The organism is Clostridium sp. CS001 (assembly GCF_020443565.1).
Lineage (GTDB): Bacteria > Bacillota > Clostridia > Clostridiales > Clostridiaceae > Clostridium_AD.
In genome coordinates this window covers 37,145-62,302 of sequence record NZ_JAIZZN010000017.1, presented here as the reverse complement: position 1 = coordinate 62,302, position 25,158 = coordinate 37,145, and the positions used below count along the sequence as shown (strand labels likewise).

Annotated in this window: 21 protein-coding genes, 1 other RNA gene and 1 riboswitch; of the genes, 5 read left to right on the top strand and 17 right to left on the bottom strand. The window is 32.0% G+C overall.

The window, feature by feature from the left end:
* Positions 1 to 763: 763 nt before the first annotated feature.
* Both lysA and LGK97_RS12250 read right to left on the bottom strand, forming a co-directional pair.
* Positions 764 to 2,062 carry a diaminopimelate decarboxylase gene (gene lysA, locus LGK97_RS12255; protein WP_226260061.1) on the bottom strand — a complete coding sequence of 433 codons (1,299 nt, stop codon included), beginning with the start codon at positions 2,060 to 2,062 and terminating at the stop codon, positions 764 to 766.
* 27 nt (positions 2,063 to 2,089) lie between these two features.
* Complete coding sequence (locus LGK97_RS12250; RefSeq protein ID WP_226260060.1) at positions 2,090 to 3,289, bottom strand: aspartate kinase; 1,200 nt, start codon at positions 3,287 to 3,289, stop codon at positions 2,090 to 2,092.
* Between the two features lie 166 nt (positions 3,290 to 3,455).
* Positions 3,456 to 3,627: riboswitch (Lysine riboswitch) on the bottom strand.
* A 226-nt stretch (positions 3,628 to 3,853) separates the two neighbouring features.
* Between LGK97_RS12250 and LGK97_RS12245 the strand changes: the two genes are divergently transcribed.
* The 3 genes from LGK97_RS12245 (at position 3,854) to LGK97_RS12235 (ending at position 6,711) form a co-directional block, all read left to right on the top strand.
* On the top strand, positions 3,854 to 4,954 hold the full coding sequence (locus tag LGK97_RS12245) for a PRK06851 family protein (RefSeq protein WP_226260059.1): 1,101 nt from the start codon (positions 3,854 to 3,856) through the stop codon (positions 4,952 to 4,954).
* Between the two features lie 197 nt (positions 4,955 to 5,151).
* The gene (locus LGK97_RS12240; RefSeq protein WP_226260058.1) at positions 5,152 to 5,517 is read left to right on the top strand and encodes a DUF5658 family protein; all 366 of its coding nucleotides are present in this window, start codon (positions 5,152 to 5,154) and stop codon (positions 5,515 to 5,517) included.
* 81 nt (positions 5,518 to 5,598) lie between these two features.
* Complete coding sequence (locus tag LGK97_RS12235) at positions 5,599 to 6,711, top strand: DUF362 domain-containing protein (RefSeq protein ID WP_226260057.1); 1,113 nt, start codon at positions 5,599 to 5,601, stop codon at positions 6,709 to 6,711.
* Positions 6,712 to 7,037: 326 nt separating this feature from the next.
* Here the strand turns inward: LGK97_RS12235 and truA are convergent, their stop codons facing one another.
* From truA to LGK97_RS12200, 7 genes are all read right to left on the bottom strand, one after another.
* The gene (gene truA / locus LGK97_RS12230; protein ID WP_226260056.1) at positions 7,038 to 7,775 is read right to left on the bottom strand and encodes a tRNA pseudouridine(38-40) synthase TruA; all 738 of its coding nucleotides are present in this window, start codon (positions 7,773 to 7,775) and stop codon (positions 7,038 to 7,040) included.
* Positions 7,776 to 7,873: 98 nt separating this feature from the next.
* On the bottom strand, positions 7,874 to 9,238 hold the full coding sequence (locus LGK97_RS12225) for a VWA-like domain-containing protein (RefSeq protein WP_226260055.1): 1,365 nt from the start codon (positions 9,236 to 9,238) through the stop codon (positions 7,874 to 7,876).
* Positions 9,239 to 9,246: 8 nt separating this feature from the next.
* Positions 9,247 to 10,365 (bottom strand): ATP-binding protein, encoded by a 1,119-nt coding sequence (locus LGK97_RS12220; protein WP_226260054.1) that lies wholly within the window; start codon positions 10,363 to 10,365, stop codon positions 9,247 to 9,249.
* Positions 10,366 to 10,379: 14 nt separating this feature from the next.
* Entirely contained in the window at positions 10,380 to 11,183 is an 804-nt protein-coding gene (locus LGK97_RS12215) for a hypothetical protein (RefSeq protein WP_226260053.1), read from the bottom strand.
* Positions 11,184 to 11,403: 220 nt separating this feature from the next.
* A non-coding RNA gene (ssrS, locus tag LGK97_RS12210) (6S RNA) lies at positions 11,404 to 11,594 on the bottom strand.
* Between the two features lie 107 nt (positions 11,595 to 11,701).
* On the bottom strand, positions 11,702 to 13,057 hold the full coding sequence (locus tag LGK97_RS12205; protein ID WP_226260052.1) for a serine dehydratase subunit alpha family protein: 1,356 nt from the start codon (positions 13,055 to 13,057) through the stop codon (positions 11,702 to 11,704).
* 139 nt (positions 13,058 to 13,196) lie between these two features.
* On the bottom strand, positions 13,197 to 14,990 hold the full coding sequence (locus tag LGK97_RS12200) for a sigma 54-interacting transcriptional regulator (protein ID WP_226260051.1): 1,794 nt from the start codon (positions 14,988 to 14,990) through the stop codon (positions 13,197 to 13,199).
* Between the two features lie 181 nt (positions 14,991 to 15,171).
* Here LGK97_RS12200 and LGK97_RS12195 point away from each other — a divergent pair, with 181 nt between their 5' ends.
* Entirely contained in the window at positions 15,172 to 15,876 is a 705-nt protein-coding gene (locus tag LGK97_RS12195) for a DUF421 domain-containing protein (protein ID WP_226260050.1), read from the top strand.
* Between the two features lie 24 nt (positions 15,877 to 15,900).
* Positions 15,901 to 16,266, top strand: coding sequence for a DUF4363 family protein (locus LGK97_RS12190; RefSeq protein ID WP_226260049.1), 366 nt, complete (start codon positions 15,901 to 15,903; stop codon positions 16,264 to 16,266).
* A 19-nt stretch (positions 16,267 to 16,285) separates the two neighbouring features.
* Here LGK97_RS12190 and LGK97_RS12185 read toward each other — a convergent pair whose 3' ends face one another.
* The 8 genes from LGK97_RS12185 to LGK97_RS12150 all read right to left on the bottom strand — a co-directional run bounded on the left by LGK97_RS12185 (position 16,286) and on the right by LGK97_RS12150 (position 25,157).
* Positions 16,286 to 16,735: a CYTH domain-containing protein gene (locus LGK97_RS12185; RefSeq protein ID WP_226260048.1), complete on the bottom strand. Its 450-nt coding sequence runs from the start codon at positions 16,733 to 16,735 to the stop codon at positions 16,286 to 16,288.
* A gap of 203 nt (positions 16,736 to 16,938) precedes the next feature.
* A complete protein-coding gene (locus LGK97_RS12180; RefSeq protein ID WP_226260047.1) occupies positions 16,939 to 19,110 on the bottom strand; it encodes a HelD family protein in 2,172 nt (723 codons plus the stop codon).
* Between the two features lie 35 nt (positions 19,111 to 19,145).
* Positions 19,146 to 20,234: a dipeptide epimerase gene (locus LGK97_RS12175; protein WP_226260046.1), complete on the bottom strand. Its 1,089-nt coding sequence runs from the start codon at positions 20,232 to 20,234 to the stop codon at positions 19,146 to 19,148.
* A gap of 240 nt (positions 20,235 to 20,474) precedes the next feature.
* Positions 20,475 to 21,866: a dipeptidase PepV gene (gene pepV, locus LGK97_RS12170; protein WP_226260045.1), complete on the bottom strand. Its 1,392-nt coding sequence runs from the start codon at positions 21,864 to 21,866 to the stop codon at positions 20,475 to 20,477.
* A 44-nt stretch (positions 21,867 to 21,910) separates the two neighbouring features.
* Positions 21,911 to 22,426, bottom strand: a complete 516-nt coding sequence (lepB, locus tag LGK97_RS12165) for a signal peptidase I (RefSeq protein ID WP_226260044.1) — start codon at positions 22,424 to 22,426, stop codon at positions 21,911 to 21,913.
* A gap of 166 nt (positions 22,427 to 22,592) precedes the next feature.
* Positions 22,593 to 23,159: a beta-class carbonic anhydrase gene (locus LGK97_RS12160; RefSeq protein WP_413228431.1), complete on the bottom strand. Its 567-nt coding sequence runs from the start codon at positions 23,157 to 23,159 to the stop codon at positions 22,593 to 22,595.
* A gap of 107 nt (positions 23,160 to 23,266) precedes the next feature.
* Complete coding sequence (locus LGK97_RS12155) at positions 23,267 to 24,238, bottom strand: tocopherol cyclase family protein (RefSeq protein ID WP_226260042.1); 972 nt, start codon at positions 24,236 to 24,238, stop codon at positions 23,267 to 23,269.
* A 154-nt stretch (positions 24,239 to 24,392) separates the two neighbouring features.
* The gene (locus LGK97_RS12150; RefSeq protein ID WP_226260041.1) at positions 24,393 to 25,157 is read right to left on the bottom strand and encodes a MerR family transcriptional regulator; all 765 of its coding nucleotides are present in this window, start codon (positions 25,155 to 25,157) and stop codon (positions 24,393 to 24,395) included.
* Between the last annotated feature and the right edge of the window lies 1 nt (position 25,158).

Sequence of the window (25,158 nt, the reverse complement as noted above, 5' to 3'; positions counted from 1 at the left end):
TTTCGCAAGTTACAATTTACTTGCTAAATTTTTATGTTTAAGTGAGTTTGAGATAAAGTTACTATGAAGTTTTCAATAAATCAGCATTACCCTTAACTTATGAAATAAAAAAGTATACAAAAATACCACAGCAAGATTAACCTACTGTGGTATACCTAATATTTGGACATGAAAAATACACGCTAACCCGTACCGTGTATTTTAGTCCTATATATTAAGGCTAAAAGGTTAAATCAAAGTTGTTCAAAAGGCTTAACAAATAAAAGGTACACTAAGTACTCTTAAAAAACCTTTTGAACCTATATGCAATTATTTAGAAATCACCTCATATAACTTTTGCATAACAACAGATCCACTCCTTTCGCCTCATCTTACTATTAAACTTTGTTATAATATAACACATTCTTACTTAAAATACAATACACGGTTTATATGTTAAATATACATTCAATAAAATACAATAGCTGTTATGTCCCCCTCTTCGCACCCAGAGGGCTGCATAACATGAATAAGTATGAAATTTCTCCGCAGTGACTTGCAATACGAAATGCAGAAACTATTGAAATTCGATTTAGAAATTCTTGGTTTGCGAATGTCAAATTCTCGTGAGCCTGCCAGGACGGCAGGCTAGCGAACCCAAGACAGGACGTCGAGTGTGAGCGGTAGAGAATTTGACATTAGCAAAGCATTAGAATTTCTTAATCAAATTTCCAGTTTTAAATTCGTTTGCAAGGCACGCAGGATAAATTTTATACTTTCTGTATTATAAGCAAACTTCGTTACTAATCATATCTTTATAAGTTTGTCTTTTGCATATAATTCTATGCTCCCCTTCACTTACTAAAACCACAGGAGCCTTTGGTATCTTATTGTAATTATTACTCATAGAATATCCGTAAGCCCCGGTGGAAAGTACAACCATAAGATCTCCACTATAAATCTTTGGCAACTTTACATCTTCTAATAAAATATCCCCGCTTTCACAGCACTTGCCTGCTATTGTAACTACTTCCGTGCAAGGCCCACCTATCTTATTTGCCATTACACATTGATATTGTGCTTTGTATAAAGCAGGTCTTATATTATCTGTCATTCCACCGTCCACAGCTACATACTTTCTAACTTGCGGTATATCCTTTATAGCACCCACGGTATATAGGGTAATGCCTGCATTAGCAACGATTGATCTACCTGGCTCTATTACAAGTGTAGGATATTTTATTCCATATTCCTTGCATTTAAGTTTAGCTTCCTCAATTATTACTGTGCAAAACTCCTCTATTTCCTTAGGCTTATCACCTTTATTATAGTAAACTCCAAAGCCTCCACCTAAATCTAATTCTTCCATGTCATAGCCAAACTTTTCTTTAATATCTTTCATTATAGACATCATTATACCCACTGCATCCCTATAAGGCTCTAGTTTAAAGATTTGAGACCCTATATGACAGTGTAGCCCTTCTAATTTTATGTTTGAAAGTCCTAAAGCAGTTTTTATAACTTGCTCTAATTCATTGTTTAATATAGTGAATCCAAACTTTGAATCAATTTGTCCTGTTTTTATATAATCATGAGTATGAGCCTCTATACCTGGGGTTATTCTAAGAAGTACCCTCTGAAAAATACCTGCTCCCTTTGCTTTATCATTAATAATTTCAAGTTCATGAAGATTATCTACTACAAAAGTTCCTACTCCAAGTTCTAATGCCATTTCAATTTCATCTATGCTTTTATTATTGCCATGAAAATATACCTTTCCCATTGGAAACCCAGCCTTAGAAGCAGTAAATAGCTCCCCTCCTGAAACAACATCTAAATATAAACCTTCACTTTTTATAATTTCGCACATAGCAATAGTTAAAAAAGCTTTTCCCGCATAGGCCACCTTATTTTGCTCTTCATCAGCCCCAAAAGCTTTATAAAACCTTCTGCAATTATCTCTTATAAGTTGTTCATCCATAACATAAAGAGGTGTACCGTATTCCTTAGCAAGAAGCTCAACGCTAACTCCTGCAACATTTAATCTATTATTTTCATCACTTATATTACCAAAAAGTTTCATATAATTCCTCCTTCGTTCCTTTCTCAATTACAAATTAAATTCCTTTGCAACCAACTGTATTGCCTTTGATTTATCCTCTGTTTTAATAGCACAAGTAATTCTTATTTCTGAAGTTGTAATCATCTTAATCTCTATATTATTTTCGCTAAAAACCCTAAACATCCTAGCTGCTACCCCTGAAGTTGTCTTCATTCCAAGACCAACCATTGAAAACTTAGTGATATCCTCATCAACAATAACCTTATTGTTGATAATAGAATTCGATATAATTTCTAGGCTCTCCTTTAGACTTTCTTTTGGAATTGTAAAAGATACATTTACCATTGCATCTATAGGGGATGTTTGACTTATCATATCTATATTAATTCTTTTGCTTCCTATAGCTTCGAATATAGTGGACAATATGTTCACATCTTTAGGTATCCGCTGCAGAGTTACTGCCACATCATCATCACTAGTTGCTATTCCCGTTACTGGTTTGCTTTCCATATTCATACTTACCATCTCCTTAATTAAAGTTCCCCTAATATTACTATTGCTAAGTCCTACATAGATAGGTATGCCATATTTTTGAGCAAGCTCTATAGATCTTGAATGCATTACTTGAGCCCCTAAACTTGCTAATTCTAGCATCTCTTCATACTCTATTTCATCTAATTTTTTAGCTTCTTTATAATCCCTAGGATCTACACTATATATTCCAGCCACATCCGTATATATTTCGCAGCTACCATTAAGCTTAACTGCAAGTGCTACTGCAGTGGTATCAGAACCACCCCTACCTAGTGTTGTAATATCCCCTTCTCCATTTATTCCTTGGAAGCCAGTAACAATTACAACTTTGCCTTGTTTTAAGCTCTTTTTAATTTTATTGTCCTGCATGTCTTCAATTAATGCTTTGCCATATTGTCCACTAGTCTTAAGTCCAATTTGATACGCAGTATAACTTATAGCATCGCATCCCAAATCTTTAATTGCCATGGCTAAGAGAGCACTTGAAATTATTTCTCCTGTGGATAACAACGCATCTAATTCCCTTTTACAAGGTTCTCCCGTAATACCTTTCGATAGTGCTATTAAATCATCGGTAGTCTTTCCCATAGCAGATACTACTACAACCAAATCTGTATTTTCGTTTTTTCTATGCACAATGCTTTGCGCAATCCCTTTGATTTTCTCTGTAGTACCTACAGATGATCCTCCATATTTTTGAACAACAACTGCCATAACTAAACCACTCCCATTTCAACTTATAATTTTTTATATTCTCAAATAAACTACTAATATTTTTAGAATTATTTTTAAAGAAATTAATCAGTTATTCCAAAAAAAATAAATGCAGCAAAGGAACACCTTTGCTGCATAAAAATACATAATTTTATACAAACTTCGTGTACCTTGTAGCTCTCCACTGAAAAATCAGTGACAACCTTACACATATTATGTATAAAGCCAGAAAATAATTTCACCAAATATATTTTCTTCGGCCATAGCTCCTTTTCTTATTCATCAATGCTTGTCAGCTACGAATAAGTACTTTTAGATACAGCACCTCTACCCTAGGTAGTTTATTTTTTAAATTAGTTATTAGTCTATCACAGTATGTTTATAAGCACAAGTATTAATTCTAGATATTCTTACTAAAATATCTACCCATCTATCATGAATACTTACAATAATACTTACACATTTTTGTATTTATAATAAAACCCAATTAAATTTAAATTAACTATAACCAATTTCACCTTATCTGAATATTATATAAGATATGATGATATGGAGTGTGATATTATGAATGGTACAATTAAAAACTTTTTTCCCGGTGGCAATACTTCAAGAGGTTTTTATTCCTTCTACAGGTATATCCTAAGTCAAGACAACGCAAGAAGAATTATGTGCTTAAAGGGTGGCCCCGGAACAGGGAAATCCTCTTTAATGAAGAAGGTTGGTAAATACTACAATGAAAAAGGCTACGATATAGAGTATCATCACTGCTCTTCTGATAATAATTCATTGGATGGAGTAGTGATTAAAGAGCTAAATGTAGCAATACTTGACGGAACAGCACCACATGTAGTTGATCCATTAAATCCTGGTGCAGTTGATGAAATTATAAACATGGGCGATTGTTGGAATGAAGAAGGCTTTAAAAAGTACAGACATAATATACTTGATATAAATAAGAAAGTGGGCAAAACTTTCAAAAGAGCCTATAGATTCTTTGGAGCATCCAAATTAGTTTATGACGATTGGTATAACTATAATAACGAAGCCTTAAATATAAATAAATTGAACTTACTAAAAGAAAACCTAAAAGAGTCTTTGTTTACTACATCACCATCCAATATAGGCTTTGATAGACATTTATTCGCTACAGCTTTTACACCAAATGGCATTATTACCTATATCGAAAACTTAAGCGAAGGTTATAAGAAAGTTTATATTTTAAAAGGTGGCCCAGGTACTGGTAAGACAAATGTATTAGAATTTCTATCTAATGAAGCCTTAAAAAGGGGTTACTATGTAGAGATCTTCCATACCCCACTTATTCCTGAAAAGATTGAGCATATATTAATTCCTGATTTAAACGTTGCTATATTGACCTCTAATGAAATAAATAATTTAGATTTGCAAGGCACTATAATTGACATGAATGATTGTTTAAATCCACATACTCTTGAAAAAAACAAAGCTGAAATGGACTATGATGCAACAGAATTTTATGCATTACTAAATAAAGGGTTAGCTACTATAAAAGAAGCTAAAGCCCTACATGATGAGCTTGAAACTTTCTTTATCCCAAATATGGACTTTTCCAAAGTCAGCGATGTACTGGCAAAGGTAATTAAGAAGATAGATGGATATGAAGAAGATTATTTAAATAATAGATAAATAAAAAAATAGCGAAATAATAGTTATTTGTAACTATTATTTCGCTATTTTAAATATTCTACTCAAGTTATCTACAAATCTCTTTACTTACTTCTTTTTAGCATTTCTATCATTATATTTTCATAAAATCTCTAATATAGTAAACACTAATAAAACTATGCACTAGAATATACTAACTCTTCTATGGAGGTGTTAATTTGATATCTTTTATAAAAAGCTACACCCTTGAGAATATAAAGTATAAGATTTTAGTCTTATACATTCTAAATGTGATGGACATAATATTTACCCTTTTTCTCTTATCTACAGGCTTCTTTATAGAGGCCAATTTCCTAATGTCAAAAGCAGTAAATAGTTTACTTACTAGCTTCATATTAAAAGTTGTATTGCCAGCTGTTTTATTATCTTATCTATTTATTAGAATGAAAAAGGCAAGTGAAAAACAATTAAAACAGTCCAACATTCTGCTTAGTGTTGCTACCGGATTTTATGTAGTGATTAATGGTTTTCATTTAATATATTTATTATTATTTGGATTATTAAAAGTATTTACCATTGGATAAGTGTTAGCTTGTTTGAATATGTTATAATATTTGTACTAACTTAAATTAGTTGTATAAATATAATAAAAGGGGAGTAATCACATGGAAAAATCTAAGGTATATTTTACAAATTTAAGAACTAACCCGGGATATAGTTTACTAGATAAGCTTCAAAAACTTGTAGTAGATGCAGGTATTAAAAACATTGATTTTAAAGATAAATTTGTAGCTATAAAAATCCACTTTGGAGAGCCAGGAAACCTTGCATATATTAGGCCAAATTATGCTGCTGTAATTGTTAAACTTATAAAAGAATTAGGTGGCAAGCCCTTCCTTACTGATGCAAACACCTTATACTCCGGAAGAAGATTTAATGCAGTAGACCATATTGAAGCAGCTATGGAAAATGGTTTTAATCCAATTTCAGTTGGATGTAATGTAATTATAGCTGATGGTTTAAAAGGTGGAGATTATAGAGAAATTCTAATTGATCAAAAACATTGCAAAACTGCTAAAATAGCTTCAGCCATTGCTGATTCTGATATCGTTGTTTCTATGACTCACTTTAAAGGCCATGAAATGACAGGATTTGGTGGAACACTAAAGAATTTAGGTATGGGCAGCGGTTCTATTGGAGGAAAGCTTGAAATGCATTCTGCCTCTAAGCCTGTTATGAAGAAAGAGAATTGTGTAAGCTGTGGCCTTTGCATCAAAAACTGTCTACATGAAGCTATTTCTTTTGACGAAAATAAAAAAGCAACTATAGATTATGATAAATGCGTAGGTTGTGGCCAATGTGTTGCAGTTTGCCGCTTTGATAGTGCCACAGTGCAGTGGAATGAATCTGCTGACATTGCTAATGAGAAAATTGCCGAGTATACCTATGCTGTTATTAAAGATAAACCTACCTTCCATATTAGTTTTATTATGAATGTTTCCCCTAATTGTGATTGTTGGGCTACAAATGATGTTGCAATTGTTCCAGACATAGGTATGGCGGCATCCTTTGACCCAGTAGCCTTAGATATGGCCTGTGTTGATATGGTTAACAAAGCAACATCCTCACTGGGAAGTGAGCTTGACCATAAAGACTTCCATGAAGGACATGATAAATTCTCCCATATACATCCAGATACTGATTGGAAAGTTGGACTAGACCATGCAAAGGCTATCGGCATTGGTACAGATGAATATGAATTAGTAATAGTTAAATAATCTTTTTCTTAAATTCAAATTAGGGGAAGCGTTAAATCTCACGCTCCCCCTAGAATATTATGTAAATAGTAAGTATTGAATTTCTCCGAAGTGACTTGCAAAAGAGACGATAAAATAATTAAATTCAATTTAGAAATTCTTGTTTTGCGAATGTAAAATTCTTGTAAGCCTGCCAGGACGTCAGGCTAGTGAACTCGAGACAGGACGTCGAGTGTGAACGCTAGAGAATTTCACATGAGTAAAAGATTAGAATTTCTTAATCGAATTTCTTGTTTGGAGTTCATTTGCAAGGCACTCAGGAGAAATTTAATACTTTTTTAAAACTTTTAATATTGAACACTTCTTAGGTATAATCCTTTTGTTTTAGTCATTGGTATATATGCTGATGCAGTTTTATCCTTCACCAAATATTCTATATCCAATGGTCTAAGATTTTCTTTTCCCACTTCTAAAAGGCTGCCTATTACAATTCTCATCATATTCCATAAGAAATCATCTCCATTAATCTCTATTTCAATGATGCCAGCTTCTTCTGTGATATTGATATAATTAATAGTTTTAATAGTATCTCTCACAGTTTCCGTCACTGTAGAAAAACTTTCAAAGTCATGAGTTCCAACCAAAGCCTTTGCCGTAATTCTCATTTCTTCTAAATCCAGTTTTACATCAGTGTGATAAACATATTTTCTATTAAATACATCTCTTAATTCATTATTATTTATTTTGTATACATATGTCTTTGATTTTATGTTGTAGGCTGCATGAAATTTCTCACTTGCTTCCACCATAGATTTTACTACTATATCTTCTGGCAGCTCTTCACATAGGCAATCTAATATAGTATCGTCGCTTAAGTTACAGCTAGTATGAAAGTTTGCAATATAATTTTCAGCATGTACTCCTACATCGCTTCTTTCACATCCTGAAATTTTCACTGCCTCTCCTGTGATTTTGGATAATACTTCTTCTAACTTACCTTGAAGTGTTAAGTCATTATCACCTTGCTTTTGCCACCCTTTATATCTGCTTCCATCAAATTCTAATACCATCTTTAAATTTTTCATATATATCCACCTTTAATTTGTTTAATTATTTATAACTTAATTTTACCCAAGTAACATTTTAATTATATCTTTCACACTAAAATAAAACTACTATATTTTTAATAAATTGGCTCTTGATTATTCATAGAAAAGCCATCACCTATTACGTCTAACTTGTCCACAGTATCTTCTTTTATATCCACAGGTTTTAGTTTTTTTACAATACCAAAGGGTTCATTTAAGGAAAGTTTATCTCCACGTCCCGATATAACCCACAAGGTTTTATAGCCCCTTGGTGTTACCCTTAAGTTTTCCTCTCCCTTTCCATCTGTAAAATATATTAATATGTTTGTGTTTGTATTATTTACATAGTTGAATACCGGTGTAAATTTTGTGCCACCACCGCTGCTACTACGCTTTCTTATATTGTTAATAGATTTTACTTTATATACTTGCCTTATTTCTGAATCACATTCTATAAGAGTTATTTCATGCTTATAAGTTTTTATAATATTAAAAACTTCCTTTACCGCACCATTAAACTCCTCCTCGCTTATGCTACCACTTATGTCTATAGCTAGGGTAATTCTAGCTGTATGTCCTCTTAGTTCTCCTCTTAGATCTAGCCTATTAGGTTGCCGTCTACTTCTTCTTGAAACGGTCCTTTTTTTGTCACTTTCTAATGTTCCCATTATCCTCTTTAGATACATATTCCAAGGAATTTCACTTTTTGTACCCGCAAGTCCCTTTAGCATCTCTTGTAAATAAGCAGGATTTGATCCCTTATCTGATAGCCTGGCAAGTTTCTCAGTGAAATCTTTAAGAGTCTCCTCGTCCACCTCTGTTGATTCTTCCCACAAATCATGAGTTCTCTTTGCAACATATTCTTTTTCTACATTATCTTCCTTAGAATCATCCTCTTCACTTTCCTCCTTCTCCTGGAGTAAACTTAAGGCAAGTTGAATTTCATCAGTGTAGTACTCCATAGTCATATAAGGCTGCATTTTTAAACTATACTTAATGTTTATCTGCTCTAAGGTTGTAGCATAGGGCGGAAGATAATCTATATGTTGGTTCACCACTATATCCATTGCCATATTAATTGCCAAGGTACTATATTTCTTTTTAAGTTTTCTTCCACGATTTAAGTGAAAGGACAATATATGATGAATCTCATGTTTAATAGTGCTCTTCATCTGCTGCTCAGTAAGATTTAAAAATATATAGGGGTTAAAGTAAATTATATACTTAGATAACTTAAAGTTCACAGCAGTGGGTGTTGCTATATCATATCTTATCTCCCTGGACATTTGAAGTAGAAAATATCCATAAAAGTTTCTTTTCTCTTCTATAAGCATATAATTAACATTTGCCACAAGTTTCAAGAAATTTTCTGTAAAATCCTTTGGCATCTTCTCAATACTTTTCACATTAGAAATCTCATCATAAAGTGAGTCTTTAAGGTTATCAAAACTTATTCCCATAATTTCACCTAGCCCTTAATTTCGCCATAAGCCTTAAAATACATTTCAACGAAAGCTTGATTTTCCAAACAAAACTTGTAAATATCCTTATGACTTTCCTTAATATCCTGCATAATTCCAAGCCTTAAGTCCACAGGGTAGAACTCCATAAATTCCACTAACCTTTTTATATCGCTGCTTAAAATCTCCTTGTTACTTAAAGTTCTTAATATATTGTTTGCAATCAAATATAATCTAGTGTGACTTTCCGTCTTTACCTTTTCTACTATTTCCTGTGGTAATTCTGTATTTTCAAATACCTCTTCATATGAAATTAAAGGTTCATTGTCTTCCTCTGCAAAGCTCATAAACTCATGAGCAATTCGGTTACCCAAACTACCCTTTAATATATTTAAAAATACTCTTTTAGGAATTATATCCTTCTTCTTTTTATATATTCCATAACTTTTAGAAACCCTTTCAAAGCTTCTAGGCGTTGCTTTTACCTTCTCATCTCTGTGAGTGTTATGTAAGTATTCTGGGAACGTAGATATAAACTCTATAACCTTTTGCTCTAGTTTATTTTCACTAGCCCATGCCAGCCAAGCTTTTGAATCGCTTTCCATGTGCAGCCAAACAAATCTATTTTCTTGTGCTGCATCCATATCAACTACTTGATAATCAAATTCTTCTCCATATTTACTAGAAGGGTTCATAGCAGCTAAAATTTTTACTTTTTCATGAAGTTTATATCCATTTATCTCTCTATTTAAAATTAGATTCATAAGTTCTTGTTGAACTGTATGCTCACAACGGTTAATCTCGTCAATAAATAAAAATACCTCTTTACCCTCTGCTATCAATCCATCTATTTCTTGTAGTTTTGTGTGAACAGCATAAACCGTTCCCTTTCTAAAAGCATCCCTGCCTTTATCATCCTTAAAACTAACCTCCTCAACGGTAGGAAGCCCCCCTATTTCTCCTTCTTTCAAAAGGTTTCCATCTATAATAACTAAGTCCCAACCTTTCTTCTTTGAAAGAGTCCTAGCTAATGCAGTTTTCCCTATTCCACTTTGTCCTACAATTAACGGTACTTCATTTGTCTCTATAACAAGCTCCACACTTAGTAATGTATCCTTAAAATTCATTAATCTATCACCTCTTACATCATCTTTAGCTTTTCATCAACTGCTATTTTCTTGCAAGTCTCACTACCATACTTATAAATAAAAATCATTTTGTCCATAGATATATTCCCATACTTCTCATTTATACTGTCACAATTTATAAAATCTCTTACATATTTTTCTGATACACTTTCTTTAGATAATACCTCTTTAAAAGCAATCTCTACAGAATTTTGCGGTAGATCATTGATAATGTATTTCATTACCAAGGCATTGCTCTTTAAAAATAATATCTTTTTATTTTCATCTATGTATGAAATGAACTTTATGGCAGCTTCATTTTCAGCAATTGCTATGAGCTCTGCCTTTAAAGTTGCATTTTCTATATATCTTAAAGCATCATAATTTCTTTTTATAGCTAGAATCTGTATTTCTTCAGTTGGATTATCTATGTATTTTATGGAATCATAATCTTTTTCTATAGCTACTCTTTGCAATAGAATGCTTGGATTTCTAGCATATTTTATTGAATATCCCTTTTGATCAATTCCTATTTTTATTAATTCTTCGCAAGGATTTGCAATAAATTCTAAGGTATTCCATAGCTTAGACACAACATATTTTTTCATATCATAAGTTGGACTTTCTATAAACTCAATTGCCCGAGGATTACTTTTTATTGCAAGCTTCTGCATTTCTTTTGTAGCATCTTTTATATAGCGTATCAATAATCCATCTTTCTTTATGGCTGTAAGTTTCATTTCATCACTTGGATTTTCAATGCTTTTTATAACAATTGCGTTACGTTTTATCATTTCAAGGATTTTATCTTCTGTCATAAAAGTACACCTCTATACTCGGCATTTTCGAAAGATTATCTAGTGCTCCCTTACCTCATTTCTTTCAATATACCTTAATAATTTAAAGTTGCTAAACTTCTAAAATTTATTATATACACCTAAAATTATTATAACACAAAAAGAATAAATTTAATTTTCTACGCATTAAAAAAAGAGATATTTCTATCTCTTTAATAAACAAATCTAAAGTTTTATAATTTATAATCCAAGGTACCGTTGCCCCGATTTTGACACCTATCTTTTCGATAGGTGGGTGTCCTCAGAGATGTTTAACAGTCCTTGCCAATTTAAATACACTGGGCTTATAGGCCACATCCACATCTTGATTTTGAACTCCCGTATTTGTGATGTAGGTTGAAAATAGGAGCTTCACGAATATCTCAGAAATATAAATTTATAAAGTTTTCAAATATGTTTTATTACTATCTATTAACTTTATTATATCAGAATTAAAACTAATTTCAATAGTAATTTATGGTTTTTTAAAAATAAATATGCTAAGCAATACTATGTTGTTTTAGTGAATTTTCTTTTGAATTTTCATTTGTATCCCCAGTTTTATATTCCCTTTGCATATTTTTCATAGTGTTTAATATAACGTGATCTGTAATGCTCATACCCTCTACAGATAAAACACCTAAATTTCTAATTGTAGCTTCTGCCGTCTCTGCAATGATTCCGTTCCTCGCCTGCACAATAGAATCATTTATAGCTAATATTGCAGATTGTACAGCAACTGATGCAGAAGTTGAAAGCTTTATTGCACAACCTTCCTTAGCACCGTCACATATCATCCCGCTTGTATTTGCAAGGGTATTCTTTATGACTCCATCTATTTGATCTTCTGTAGCTCCCATTAGCCATGCTATAGCTATTCCTGCGCCAGTTCCAGCTGCAACCCCACAAGCACAAAGCGCTGATAATCTTCCTATATAATGCTTTATGTAACTGTTCATAATATGACTTATTGCCACTGCCTTAGCCAGCTTTTCATCATCTACATTAAATTTATTTTTATATGCAACTATGGGAAGAATTGCTGTTAGCCCATTGTTTCCACTTCCATTACTACTCATTACAGATACATTTATTCCTGACATTCTCGCATCACTAGCAGCCGCTGTGAGCATCATTGAAGAAGTCATTAAGTCTTCTGACAAAAACCCTTGCTCTACACTTTTCAAAAGACTAAAGCCAACTCCCATACCCAGTTTTTCTTTAAGTCCTAGCTGAGCTATTGCTTCATTCATCACTATTCCATCTAACATAAAGGCAATATCCCTATGCGGAATTTCTTCAATTTCCTTTATAATATCTCTTATCTTTAAACTATATAAAACATTCTTTGTATTACTACTACTCGTATCCTCTTTTCTAACATCTAGTAGAACTTCTCCAAGCTTTTCAATATAAACAAATCTATTATGTTTTCCACTGATAATTACCTTGCATTCACCTTTGTCTGTTACAAGATTTACTTCTACATAAACCTTATCTGATGTATCTTTAATATCTAATGATAACTTTCCACTATGTAAGAAGCCTTTTGCAATCTCTACATTTTCTTTACTTATTCCCTCAAGTACATTTAAATCTTTTTCACTTTCTCCGCCCATAAACCCTAAAGCAGCCGCAATATATAGTCCAACTTCCTCAGTATTTGGTATACCAACTGACAAACCATTTTTATATATATTAGGACTAACAAAAACTTCTGCTTTTTCTATATAATTAAAATTTATTAATTCCTTAGCCTTTGCACAGGCAAGAGCAACAGCTACTGGCTCAGTACATCCCATTGCAGGAACAACTTCTTCCTTTAATGTCTCAACTATAAGATTTCTTAATTTCATAAAATCACTCCTCTACAAATTATCTTAATACATATTAAAGCAATATCTATGCCAACAATTTTTTACTTGAAATAGCCCTTTGTATACTTCTTTTTCTCAAAATGATACATTGCAAACAAAAACAGTATCATAATGAGAATTAATTCTCATTATGATACTGTTTAATTTCATACTCTTTTATCTTTCTATATAGAGTCGCTCTACTTAATTCCAAAGCCATAGCCGCCTTTGTAATTGCCTGCTTGTCTTGTCCAAAATAATCCAGTGCCTTTTGAATCTCTTTTTTCTCTAGCTCCTTAACAGGTATAATGCCTATATCTCCCTTACCCTTTAAGTCAATTTCAGGTGTTTTGGTTCTTAGTTTCTTGGGTAAATCTGCAACTTCGATAATGCCACTACCACACATATTTACAGCATATTCTATGGTATTTTCAAGTTCACGTACATTACCAGGCCACTGATAATTCATAAAAACTTCTAAGGAGCAATTATCTATGTTATTTATATGTTTTTCAAGTTTAGTGTTACATTTTTCTAAAAGATAGTCTACAAGAATTACTATATCTTCTTTTCGCTCTCTTAAAGGAGGTATATTGAGCGGAATTACATTTAATCTATAAAACAAATCTTGCCTAAACTCTCCCTCTAACACTTTTTTTTCTAATTCCTTATTTGTAGCTGCTATAATTCTCACATCTATAGGAATAGATTCCTTACCACCAACCTTCTCAATAACATGCTCCTGCAATACCCGTAGCAATTTAGCTTGAAGGTGAATTGGCATATCCCCTATTTCATCTAAGAATATGGTTCCCATATTTGCAAGTTCAAATTTCCCTGAGGTTCCGCCCCGTCTTGCTCCTGTAAATGCACCATCTTCATATCCAAAAAACTCGCTTTCTAACAGTTGTTCTGGAATAGCCGCACAATTTATTGGAATAAATGGTCCCTTAGCTCTATTACTATTAAAGTGAACAGCCCTAGCAAACAACTCTTTTCCAGTTCCACTTTCACCTTGAATAAGTACGGTAGAAGTAGACTTAGATGCTTTTTCTGCTTCTTTTTTAACCTGATCTAAGCAATGGCTACTCCCTATAATACTGTCAAAGGAAGTAACAATAGTCCCTGTGGTAATATTGTTAACTGTCTTTAACAAATCAGAAATATTGCTAAAGGTGCATACTATCCCTACACTCTTATCACCAATACTAATAGACTTTGCATCAAAAACCCCTCTAAAATGATAATTACTCCCATTGTACGTAAACTCTTTATTTGTTAAGTTTTTATGCTTTTCAATAAGGCAATTAAAATCTAAGTTTCCAATAAGATCTCTTATATTGGTATTTAAAATTTCCTTTCCTGAAATCCTAAATAACTCCACAGCTTTGGTATTATAATGAAGAACAGCACCCCGGTGATCCGTTGCGATAATTCCTCTGTCAACAGAATCTAGAACTATCTCAAGTTCCCCTGCCAAAAGCTTTATTTGTTCTGTATTTTCCTGTTCTATTACCTTTGAAGATATTAAATCTGCCATTCTATTTAAGAAATTCATTAGGTTTGCTTGATTGCTTATAATAGCCTTTCGTTGCTCTTCTTCAAAAGCAATTAGCCCAATTACCCCCACGGTGTCATTACCTACATTAATAGGGCAACAAACCTCTGCAAACTCCTCACAAGTTTCCACATTATCACACTTTAAACAAGTAAAATGCTGCCCTGGATTTTCAATAATGAGACTTTCTCCTTGCGTTAAAACAAATCCAAAGGCGGAGTTTTCATTTACTTTCTCACCAATACAATTTCTATATCTTCCTGTCCCTGCAATTCTATTATAATTGTTATCTACAACAGTTACATCTACTCCTATAACACTTGATATTGCCTCAGAAATCATTTGAACATTTGAAACAATCCTTATCAAATCCATCCCTATCGCTCCTTTTAAACATCTAGTGCCACCCACGTGGCAAGTGGCAAGTTTAATAGCTAGTCTTTCCCTTAAATCTTACCACTATAAAATATTAAATATAAGTCATTCTTTATAAAATCCTAAAATTAATACAAATCATAAACTTGGGAATACTAATAGTTGAAAGGAGCTGTTATTAATGGATGAAGGTTTAATGACATTTGTGAGAGGAATTATTGGATTTTTCACCTTACTTATATTCACTCGCGTTCTCGGCAAACAACAGGTTAGTCAGCTGACTTTTTTTGATTATGTAGTTGGCATAACTATAGGTTCCACAGCCTCTTCTCTAACTACAGACTTAACTAGTAGGGCATGGCCACATTGGGTAGGCTTATTTACTTGGACTTTCTTGTGCCTGATTTTACAGCTTGTAGTTGTTAAATCAAAATCTGCTGAAAAATACCTAGATGGGAATCCTAGCATTATTATTGCAAATGGGAAAGTGCTTGAGAAATCCATGAAAGAATCGCGTTATACCATAGGTGATCTTTTAGCACAATTAAGAGATAAGGGTATCTTTGACTTAGATGATGTAGCCTTTGCAGTTCTTGAAAAAGATGGTCAATTGTCTATCTTAAAAAAATCTGAATGCGACTCAGTGTCTCCAAAGGATTTAAAGCTCAAGGTTTCCCCTGCTAGTATTAGCTGTGAAGTGATTTGTGACGGCTCTATTATAGATGAAAACTTAACAAGCATTAATAGAAATAAAAAATGGCTAATGAATAAATTGAAAAAACAAGATATTAGTGATGTTTCAGAAGTATTCTTAGCCACTTACAATGCTTCAAGTGGTTTACATATAGATCTTTACGATGATAATTTAAAGGATGAAAGCAAGTAAAATGAAGGTGGTGATTTTATCCCGATGAAAAAGTTTATATCATTTGCAATACCAGTAATTACTTTGTCTGTCTTTGTATTATTAATGCTAGGAGGTAATTTTCTAAAAAATCCTAACAATCCTTCAGAAGATGTAATTTCTTTTGTAGAACTATCCATCGAACATGCAAAAGCTGAAAAATGGACTCTACTTCATGAAGATATAGTAAGTATTGATACTGCTTGGAAAAAAATTATGCCACGTATTCAATTTAGTGTTGAAAGAGACGAACTGTATAATATAAGTTTAAACATTGCAAGACTTAGAGGTTCCATATCTGCTGAAGATAAAACTAGTACTCTTATAGAATTAAATGAAGTTATTGAAAATTGGGCTGAACTAACAAGGTAATAACTAAAAAAAAAAAACTTTATACATTACTTATTATTTGCGCTAAAGTTTTATTTCTAAATTCCTTATCCCTTGTGACTTCAGTTCCAAACCAACAAGGTACTTCAAAATTATTTGCGGAATCAATGTCGATAAATTCAACCTCTACCACCTTTAAATCTTCAAAATTTTCATATATATCTAATTCAGCAACATCAACTTTGTTTAGAGGTATTTCGTATCTTCTTTTTTTTAACACTAAACCTGCTACTTTATCGCTCAATTCTTCATATGTGTTTTGAGATATTTCTATTTCATATTCTTCCCTTGCAATATCTCCATCTGATTTCACAGTCAAATAAAACTTCTCATCTTTTTTTCTTGTTCTTACTTCTGGAAAAAAAGATAAATAACCTTGTTCAATATCGATAGCCTGTACATTTGTTAAATCTGGCATTTTTTTAATTAAAAACTTTCTTTCTATTTCCATTTTAAAATATCCTTTCTGTATTTTGATTTTCTCATATATCCTTATAAACAAAAAATAATTGTAACTATTTTTTTACTCTACCTTGCTGCATATGATTTCAAAAAACAATATCTACTTTTCAACCAAACTGTTTTTTCTTATATTATGCTAGCAATCTATACTTTTAGTTAAAGCATAATATAAGAAAAAACCTTTTATTTAATCTAGAATTGATTTTTAACCCCCACATGAAGTTCATGTAATGCCCTAGTTGCCATCACATATCTAAGTTTATCCTCTTGTTTATATTCATCTGCATCACTTTGCTTATCTAATACCATGACCACAGCATCAAATTCAAGTCCCTTAGCAAAATATGATGGAATAACAACAATTCCACTATGGTATACAGCATTTTCTTTATTTATAATTCTAACCTTTTCACTATCTTTAATTAATTCAAAGACATCTTCAGCTTCGTTTATATCTTTACAGATAATTGCAATATTTTCATAAGTTTTATTTTTAAACACTGCTATTTTACTAAGAATAAATTCTTTAAGTTCATCCTTATTTGAAATTAATTTCTCCGTTACTACTTCACCATTTCTAACTATAGGGACAATAGGTTCTGCATCCAAATATTTATTAGCATACTCCATAATCTCTTTTGTAGATCTGTAGCTAGTATTTAGCTTAAATTCCTCCACATTGCACTCTGGAAGTATTTCTTTTATGTTAAGCATAGGAAGCTTTCCTTCATATGGAATCATTCTTTGGTTACTATCTCCAACTATAGTAAAGGAAGTGCACTTTGTTAATTCCTTTATTACCAGGAATTGAAGATGGTTATAGTCCTGAGCTTCATCAATTACTACATGTTTTATTTCCTCAGAAAGCTTTATTCCTTCCATCTTAATCTTTAAATATAAGATACCACTTAAATCATTTTCAGTTAGCACCTTATAGTCATTTATTTTATTGTATAACTCAACACAATTTTCATTTTCAAGAAAAGTAAAGTTTCTTTTTAACTTTATTACTTCTTTAATAACTTCACGTATTTTAAGTCTTCTATTAAAATCTAAATCACTTACTTTAAAATTTTGCTCTTCCTCAGATAGATCCTTTATAGCATTCTGATATTCATTTTGTATAAATCTAACCTTTTCATCCCTAGCATCTCTAATTTTAGAATAAATAATTCTTTTAATCTTCTTACTTCTTCTAAATAAAGGCATGGTTTTATAATGATTATAAAACATATCCATTATATCTTCCTTAGATACTATTATTTCATCCATGAAAAGTAAATCTTCCATTTCAAAGTATTCACTATCTAATCTTTCTATTGATTCATCAAGAAAGTGCATATACTCTATAGAATTTTTATACTTAATGTCCTTCGTAAATTCCTTTTCCCCACTAAGTACTTTTTCCATGTATTCTTTTAGACTCATTACTTCTGAAAGTTCTAAAATATCAAAAGCAAAGTCCCTAAAGGTGGTTTGTTTAACTCCAGATTCCCCAAGGCTTGGTAGCACTGAAGATATATACTCCATAAACACGTTGTTTGGCCCTAATATTAAAACCTTGTCTTCTAGTACTTTTCTGTAATTATAGAGTAAATATGCCACCCTATGAAGTGCTATAGTAGTTTTCCCACTTCCAGCCACACCATCCACGACAATAGTTTTAGTTCGTGGTTGTCTTATTAAATCGTCTTGTTCCTTTTGTATTGTCATTATTATATCTTTTAACTTTTCTCCTGCATTGCTACTAAGCACCATTTGAAGTATTTCATCTTTTATATCTAGTGCTGAATCAAACATACCAAAAAGTTTTTCTTTTTTTATAATAAATTGTCTTTTAGCCAAAATGTTTACTAATATCTTCTCTTTTGGCGCATCATAAGATGCTTCCCCTAATGCACCTGCATAAAATAATGATGCAACAGGAGCTCTCCAATCCACTATTAAAGGCTCAAAGGTATTTTGTGGAGTAACTCCAAACCTTCCTATATACATTTTATCAATGCCAAAGTCTTCCTCTGAAAAATCTATTCTTCCAAAATAAGGGGAACTCTTAAGCGCAGTTAACTCCTTAAGTCTTCTATCAATAGTTTTGAAAGCCTCTTCCATGACATATCTCTCATGATCAAAATATTCTATTCCCATATCTTCATCATCCCTATAGTCTTCAATTACACTTTTTCTATAGTCTAAAATATATTGTAGAATTTCCTTCCTTTTCTCAATGTAGTTAAGGATTTCTTCACTAATAACTTGAGTGGATTCTCTTAACTTTTCTTCTTCTACATTAAATTCTAATTGCTTTTTTAATTCCACTTCTAAAAGACTAGCCTCTACATCATATTCAGTATCCTTATTATTCAAAACTATCACCCCATTTCAATGATTTTACCTTGTATCTATAAAATTTCATGCCATCCAATAATATCAGAAATACCAAGACCCGGAAAATCATTGATGATTATCTTATTTGCTGAAATGCTTGCTCCTCCAATTATTGAATCTTGCTCAAATAACAATATAGTATCTAGATCCGCTTTAATCATATTAGATTTTGATGCTGCAAAACTAGCCGCTGCAGTTATTCCTATTCTGCTTTCTAGCATACATCCCATCATGCATCTTATACCCATATTTTCTGCCATGTTATATATTTTTATTGCATTATTGATGCCTCCGCACTTCATAAGCTTTATACTTATGAGGTCTGCCGCTCTTTTTTCAATTATTTTAAAGGCATCTGATGGTCCAAAAACCGCTTCGTCTGCAAGGATTTTTGTTGACACATTGTCTGTAACGTATTTTAGTCCATCAATATCCCAAGCCTTAACTGGCTGTTCAACAAATTCAATATCTAATCCCATATCTTCAAACTTTCTGATAATACTTACAGCTTCCTTTGGAGCCCACCCCTGGTTAGCATCTACTCTTATTTTTATTCCTCGCCTTACTGCTGTTCTTACTGCTTTTACTCTTTCTATGTCAAGGTCTATATCATTCCCAATCTTTACTTTTAAATAAGTGTACCCATCTAATACAGCTTCTAAAGATTTCCCCACCATATGCTCCACTGTATCATTTGCAATTGTAATATCTGTGGTCAGTGTAGTTTTATATCCTCCTAGAAACTTATAAAGTGGCAATCCATACCTCTTACAATACAAATCGTATATTGCAATATCTATAGCTGCCTTTGCACTATTATTTCCAAAAATGGAATTATGAATAATTTTCATAATTCCTTCAAGATTATCAATATCCAGGCCTATAATTTCATCTTTCATATGGTTTATTGCACCTACAATTGAATTCATTGTTTCTCCTGTTATTAACGGTGTCGGTGCTGCACTACCATAGCCGATTTCCCCTGTATCTGTAATTATTTTTATAACTATTTCATCTGAATATGTAAGAGTTTTCTTTCCTACTCTATATGGATGTTTTAATGCAATATTAATTTTTCCTATTTTAATATCTTGTATCTTCATACTTATCCCTCACTTAAATTTAATATTTTAAATTTAACTTAACCTGCTTATAAATTTATTAACAAACTATTAATAGCATAATATTTTATTATACCCCTATTTCTATTTTAAATCTATGCTTATTTAATAAATTCAATGACCAATATTTTTTTAAATTCACCTCTTATAAAATATTTAGACCTACATCTTATTTTGTAAGATATAGGTCTAAAATTTATTTTCTATTGTTAAAACATATGTTTACTTTGCTAATTCATATAATGCATGAGCATATATTTTAGCATTTTTAATTAAATTATCTATAGTGATATATTCATTTGGTTTGTGGATAGTATCTTCTTCTCCTGGAAACATTGGTCCAAAAGCTACAGTGTTAGGCATCTCTTTAGCATAAGTACCACCACCTATAGACACTAGCTTAGCTTCTTCACCAGTTTGTTCTGTGTAAACCTTTTGAAGTGCTTTAATAATTGGACTATCTGGTGAAAAGTATAATGGTTCTTGATGCACAAACTTTTCTACTCTTATTCCTGCCCCTTCTATTCTATCATTGAATGGATTCATCATATCTTCTAATTTGTTTGTCACAGGATATCTTAAATTTAAAGTTACTGTAGCTGATTTTTCATCCATGCTTATTACTCCAACATTAAAAGATAACTTGCCTGAATCCTTATCTTCAAGGCAAATACCAAAAGACTCTCCATGTACTTCCATACCTATATTTTTATTTAAAAACTCTATGAATTCTGACACGTCATTTAACCCAAGTTCTAAAGTTCCAAGGAAAGCAACTAATTGCATTATACCATTGCGTCCAAGTTGTGGTAAACTTCCGTGAGCTGATTCTCCTACAGATTTAATTATTACCATGTTTTCTTTAACTTCTGCTGAAATTTTATAATCCATTTTTTTCGCAAATGTCTCCACTGATTTTATGGTGCTTTGTGCATCCTTAGCTATAATCCCTGCTTCACAATAATCAGGCACCATGTTAGCTGCTTGCCCGCCTTTTATGTATTTTATAAGATTCTCACCTTGTCCTATATTATTAAAATCCTTTACAATATTGAAAATAGTTATACCTTTTTCTCCATTGATTATTGGATAGTCTGCATCTGGCGTAAATCCAGCAACTGGTGGCTTCTCTCTTTCCAAATAATGTTCAAGTTCCTTGCTTCCAGTTTCCTCATTAGTTCCAAATAATACTCTAATTCTTTTAGAAAGAGGCAATTTTGCATCCTTAATTGCTTTTAATCCGTACAGTGTTGCCATTATCGGACCCTTATCATCTGTAGTTCCACGTCCATACATTCTTCCATCATGAATCTCTGCTCCATAAGCTGGGTAAATCCATCCATCTCCTTCTGGAACAACATCTAAGTGGCCTAAGGCTACAACATAATCTTCGCCCTGTCCGTGCTCTGCATATCCAACATATCCATCTAAGTTAACTGTGTGAAAACCCAATTCTTTTGCTACGTTTAATGCACATTCTAATGACTTAGCTACACCCTCTCCAAACGGCATTCCCGGTTTTGGCTGGCTTTCTATACTTTTGATTCTAACAATATCTTGAGTTGATTTAATAATTTCTTCTTTCATATAATCAATTAATTTATTCAATTGCATTTTGTTTTACCTCCAGTAATAGTCCACAAAAGTGGCTTATTTTATTATTTTAATTTTCCAAATCTACTAAAAGGACTAATAATAATTCTTGCCTTCCCCATTATATCCTTCGTAGGTATATAAGGCTGATTCCAATATCTTGCATCAGAGGAATTTGCCCTGTTGTCTCCCATAAAAAAGTAACTGTCTTGTGGAACCTTGAATTTTCCTATTTTGCCACCGGGATATACAACATAGCTCTCATCTACTTTTTTTTGATTCACATATACCGACCCATCTTCTTTAATATCCACTTCATCATTTGGTAATCCTATAAGCCGCTTTATTAGATCCTCACCTAATTCATCAGAATGAAATACTATTACATCTCCATTTTTAAGATTATTCTTATTATGAACTCTTGTTACTAAAATTTTATCCTTTAGGTTTATAGTAGGTAGCATAGATCCTGTTGGAACAGTAACATTAAAGAAAACAAATTTGTTTATCAAAAACGCTATTATAATTGCAGCGATTATAGGTAATATCCAATCTTTAAATACTTTTTTCATAATATCCATAATTATCTCCTCTCAAAACTAGTACATTAACATTTTATCACAATGTTTATATTATACTAGTATTAAAAGTTATTATATATTAACATTTAATAAATTTTTTATTTTATTTCTTATGTTCAAAATAATCTGCAATTTTTACCCATATGATTTTATTTCTAGGCATATACTACTGATACCCATTTACCACCACTTCAAGGCATCCTGTATTAGGTTCAATAATCAATCCATGAATATTAACATCCTTAGGAATTAGAGGATGATTTTTAATTGCATTTACGCTTTCTTTTACTGATTCCTCTACAGTTTCAAATCCATGAAGCCAATGCCCAACATCTATACCTGAATTATATAATGTAGATATAGTTTCTTTTGATACTCCTCTATCTATTATCTTCTTCATAATACTCTCTGTATTTAGATTACTCATACCACAACCATGATGCCCAACAACCATTACGTCTTCGGCTCCAAATTCATAAATAGCCACAATTATACTCCTTATAATACTGCCAAAGGGATGCATTATGGTAGCACCTGCATTTTTAATTATTTTAGCATCTCCATTCTTAATATTCATTGCTTTTGGCAATAATTCTGTTAACCTAGTATCCATACATGATAAAATCACTAGCTTTTTATTTGGATTCTTCGTTGTTATGTATTTTTCATATTTTTTATCTTTTACAAATTCATTGTTATATAATAATATTTCATCTAATCTTTTTACATCCACATTAAGCACCTCACAAATATTTTGAAATCATATCCTACAGTTTTTGTATAACTTACAATTAAATAATAAAAAATAACATCCCCATAATACTGATTTTACTATTTTTGTTAAAACCCAACAACTTCAATTCCAGCTATATAACAAATATCTTCGCAAGCAATTCCGTTTTGCTTATTATATAATTTGATTTTAACTTTACCTGAAACCTCTTCCTTTATTACTTTTATCATCTCACCTTGCTTTGGTGCAATTAATTCTCCTGTTTCATTTAGATACGCTTCTATTTTAAGCTTCACCTTGTTATTCTCTAATGTTATTATTATCTTTTCCTTGGTTATACTTTCAACTCTTAATTTGCTATTATTATAAGTTGCAAACCGATATTCAACTCCAGCTATGATTAAATTGCATATGAATCCTAAAAAGTTTTTTCCCATGAAGGGTATATCAGCTATTGAACAAAAAATGCTAGTATCGCTATTATTGAAATTGTTACTTTGTATCCAAATGTATCTTTCTGGAAATGAAGTTCCCCAGTCCTTTTCAATGTATCCTTTTCCATCATGGAAATCTACGTCTTCACTATCAATCCTAATTGTTCCATTGACTCGATGATTCATACTTACAATGCCATGATAGCATTCCATTTTAGGTATATATGCAAAAAAAACCATTATATTAGGAGTTAAAACAGATTTTTTTATGGTGGTAAATAGATCTAGATTCAATTTTCCTTCTATATCAATATTATTATCTACCATTTTAATTGTTATCGTTGATTCTGTGAAAATGTTATCTGCTATCTGAAGCCTAAAAGGATTATTATTAAACTTAAAATCCTCAATTGGATATTTAACATAACCTGTTTTTATAAGTTTCTTATTATCATCATCTAAGCTTACATATATATATTGAACGAAACTATGAACATCATTATTAAACGAGCTAATTCCGGGTATAAAACTTATTACTCTTTTATGATCCCTAGAAACTTGTTTATAATACCAACCTTCGAAATAATTTTCTTTCTTGCTACTACCCTGAAATAATAGCGGATTTCTAATTTTATTTAACCACATATTTATACTCTCCTGTCTCCTTTACCAAATCTCAATATAATGCACTTCTTTGCTTTTTTAGAACTTTGAGTTATGTACACAAAAGGGATGCCTAACTGACACCCCAAAATAATGACCTTCTACTAATGTTGCGACCTCTAATTCAACCTTTCTTTTAATGATTCATACCAGTGTATATAAAAACTGCATCCCTCAAAAAAGCTGCTGTTCCAGGTTGCTTCTCATCATAGTATGCTGTGAATCTTTCATCATCAACATACATTTGGGCAAGACCTGCATGTGCCTCTTTGCTATACTCACTCCAATAATATGTGAGCCACTTCTTGTGCAAATCAGCTGCTTTTTGTGCTATATCACTAGCTGGGTCACCATTTTTAAAAGCTTCTGCTAATGTTGCTATTACTTGCTCCGTTAGTTTTGTCACCTCACCATATTGCTCCTGCGTCATGTTCATCATTTTTGCATTTGACTTTTCAATTGTATCCTTCCCATATTTCTCTCTTATTTCTTTACCATACTTTTTCTCATTATTATCGATGATATTTTTCTTAAAGCCTTCAAATTTTTCTTTATTACTCATTTTAATTACCCCTCCTGTTAATGCTATTGTTTTATCCACATTAGCTATTAAAGTATCCAATTGATTTCTTTTTTCCAGGAGCTTTTCACGATGTTCCCTAAGTGCAATAGTTCCATCAAAGGAAGGTGATGTTACTATTTCTTTTATACTATCTAAACTCACCCCTAGTTCTCTGTAAAACAGTATTTGCTGTAACCCATCAACTTCTATTTCACCGTAGATTCGATATCCTGATGAATTAATTCTTGCCGGCTTAAGAATTCCTATTTCATCATAATACCTAAGTGTTCTGGTGCTTACACCTGCCAACTTCCCTAGCTTTTGCACTGTATATTCCATA

Coding starts and splice junctions, on each gene's coding strand:
- lysA (WP_226260061.1), bottom strand. CDS start 2,062: ATGAAACTTTTTGGTAATATAAGTGATGAAAATAATAGATTAAATGTT.
- LGK97_RS12250 (WP_226260060.1), bottom strand. CDS start 3,289: ATGGCAGTTGTTGTTCAAAAATATGGAGGATCATCTGTAGGTACTACA.
- LGK97_RS12245 (WP_226260059.1), top strand. CDS start 3,854: ATGAATGGTACAATTAAAAACTTTTTTCCCGGTGGCAATACTTCAAGA.
- LGK97_RS12235 (WP_226260057.1), top strand. CDS start 5,599: ATGGAAAAATCTAAGGTATATTTTACAAATTTAAGAACTAACCCGGGA.
- truA (WP_226260056.1), bottom strand. CDS start 7,775: ATGAAAAATTTAAAGATGGTATTAGAATTTGATGGAAGCAGATATAAA.
- LGK97_RS12225 (WP_226260055.1), bottom strand. CDS start 9,238: ATGGGAATAAGTTTTGATAACCTTAAAGACTCACTTTATGATGAGATT.
- LGK97_RS12220 (WP_226260054.1), bottom strand. CDS start 10,365: ATGAATTTTAAGGATACATTACTAAGTGTGGAGCTTGTTATAGAGACA.
- LGK97_RS12215 (WP_226260053.1), bottom strand. CDS start 11,183: ATGACAGAAGATAAAATCCTTGAAATGATAAAACGTAACGCAATTGTT.
- LGK97_RS12205 (WP_226260052.1), bottom strand. CDS start 13,057: ATGAAATTAAGAAATCTTATAGTTGAGACATTAAAGGAAGAAGTTGTT.
- LGK97_RS12200 (WP_226260051.1), bottom strand. CDS start 14,990: ATGGATTTGATAAGGATTGTTTCAAATGTTCAAATGATTTCTGAGGCA.
- LGK97_RS12195 (WP_226260050.1), top strand. CDS start 15,172: ATGGATGAAGGTTTAATGACATTTGTGAGAGGAATTATTGGATTTTTC.
- LGK97_RS12190 (WP_226260049.1), top strand. CDS start 15,901: ATGAAAAAGTTTATATCATTTGCAATACCAGTAATTACTTTGTCTGTC.
- LGK97_RS12185 (WP_226260048.1), bottom strand. CDS start 16,735: ATGGAAATAGAAAGAAAGTTTTTAATTAAAAAAATGCCAGATTTAACA.
- LGK97_RS12175 (WP_226260046.1), bottom strand. CDS start 20,234: ATGAAGATACAAGATATTAAAATAGGAAAAATTAATATTGCATTAAAA.
- pepV (WP_226260045.1), bottom strand. CDS start 21,866: ATGCAATTGAATAAATTAATTGATTATATGAAAGAAGAAATTATTAAA.
- lepB (WP_226260044.1), bottom strand. CDS start 22,426: ATGGATATTATGAAAAAAGTATTTAAAGATTGGATATTACCTATAATC.
- LGK97_RS12155 (WP_226260042.1), bottom strand. CDS start 24,238: ATGTGGTTAAATAAAATTAGAAATCCGCTATTATTTCAGGGTAGTAGC.
- LGK97_RS12150 (WP_226260041.1), bottom strand. CDS start 25,157: ATGGAATATACAGTGCAAAAGCTAGGGAAGTTGGCAGGTGTAAGCACC.